This window comes from Mesorhizobium sp. M0991 (assembly GCF_040318915.1).
Classification (GTDB): Bacteria; Pseudomonadota; Alphaproteobacteria; order Rhizobiales; family Rhizobiaceae; genus Mesorhizobium.
Map to the genome: position 1 here is coordinate 1 of NZ_JAMYNE010000100.1, position 940 is coordinate 940.

Consider the following 940-nt stretch of genomic DNA (forward strand, 5'->3'; position numbering starts at 1 on the left):
TGCGCGTTCAGCGCATAGCTAGACTCCGATGCCAACAAGTGAAGTGCGCACGACATCATATCCACGCGCACCCATTGACCAAGCCCTGTATGGTCGCGCTGGCGCAACGCCGCCTGAATGCCGATAACCGCCTGCGATGCCGTATAGGTATCAACGATATAGGCGCCGGCGGGAATGGGCGGACCACCGGCTGGCCCGCCGAGGCTAGCGATGCCGGACAGGGCTTGGATAATCAGATCCTGCCCCGGCTTGTCGCGGCTGGGACCGGCCGGATCGTAAGCCGCGATCGAGCAATAGATGAGGCTGGGGTGTTCGGCAATAAGTTTGCCGCTGCACAGCCCCATCCGCTCTAAAGCCCCCGGCCGGAAATTCTCGAGAATGACATCCGCCTGCGAGATCATCTGGCGGATAATGGCCTGTCCGTCCGGCCTTTTCAGATCAATAGACAGTGAACGCTGGTTGCGATTTAGGCCCAGGAAATAAGGACTGGGTGCGTCGGGAGCCGCCGTCGACTCCTTGATCCCCCTACGCTGATAATCGCCACTCGGAGCCTCTATCTTGATGACCTCCGCCCCAAGCGAACCGAGATACTGCGCCGCGATTGGGCCCGCGGCATAGTGCGTGAATGCCAAAACGCGAATACCGGTCAGTGGACGGACGTCACTGCCCAGCGCACAGGCTTTCGCTCCTCTACCAGCTGTCACTTTGGCTTTCTTGGCACCCATAACTTTCTCCTGCATTGCCTCGCAACCTGGATGACTCGACGCCCCAAGCGCGCTCTAATTCAGCGCGAAAGCGGTTCCCGCGGCATAAATATCCAAACCGTGAGGACGCGGTAACTTTGCAAACTCAAGTGCCCTGATAGCCTGAAGTCGCCCTCACGTATGTGAAAGTTCATAGAATTCTTTGTTACGTCGCGGTGTCGAAGTACATTAATGGC

Annotated in this window: 1 protein-coding gene; it reads right to left on the reverse strand. The window is 58.1% G+C overall.

What is annotated here, in order from left to right; all coding sequences use genetic code 11:
• On the reverse strand, positions 1–725 hold a 725-nt coding region (locus tag NKH70_RS35665), incomplete at its 3' end, for a CaiB/BaiF CoA transferase family protein (protein WP_353027474.1).
• Between the last annotated feature and the right edge of the window lie 215 nt (positions 726–940).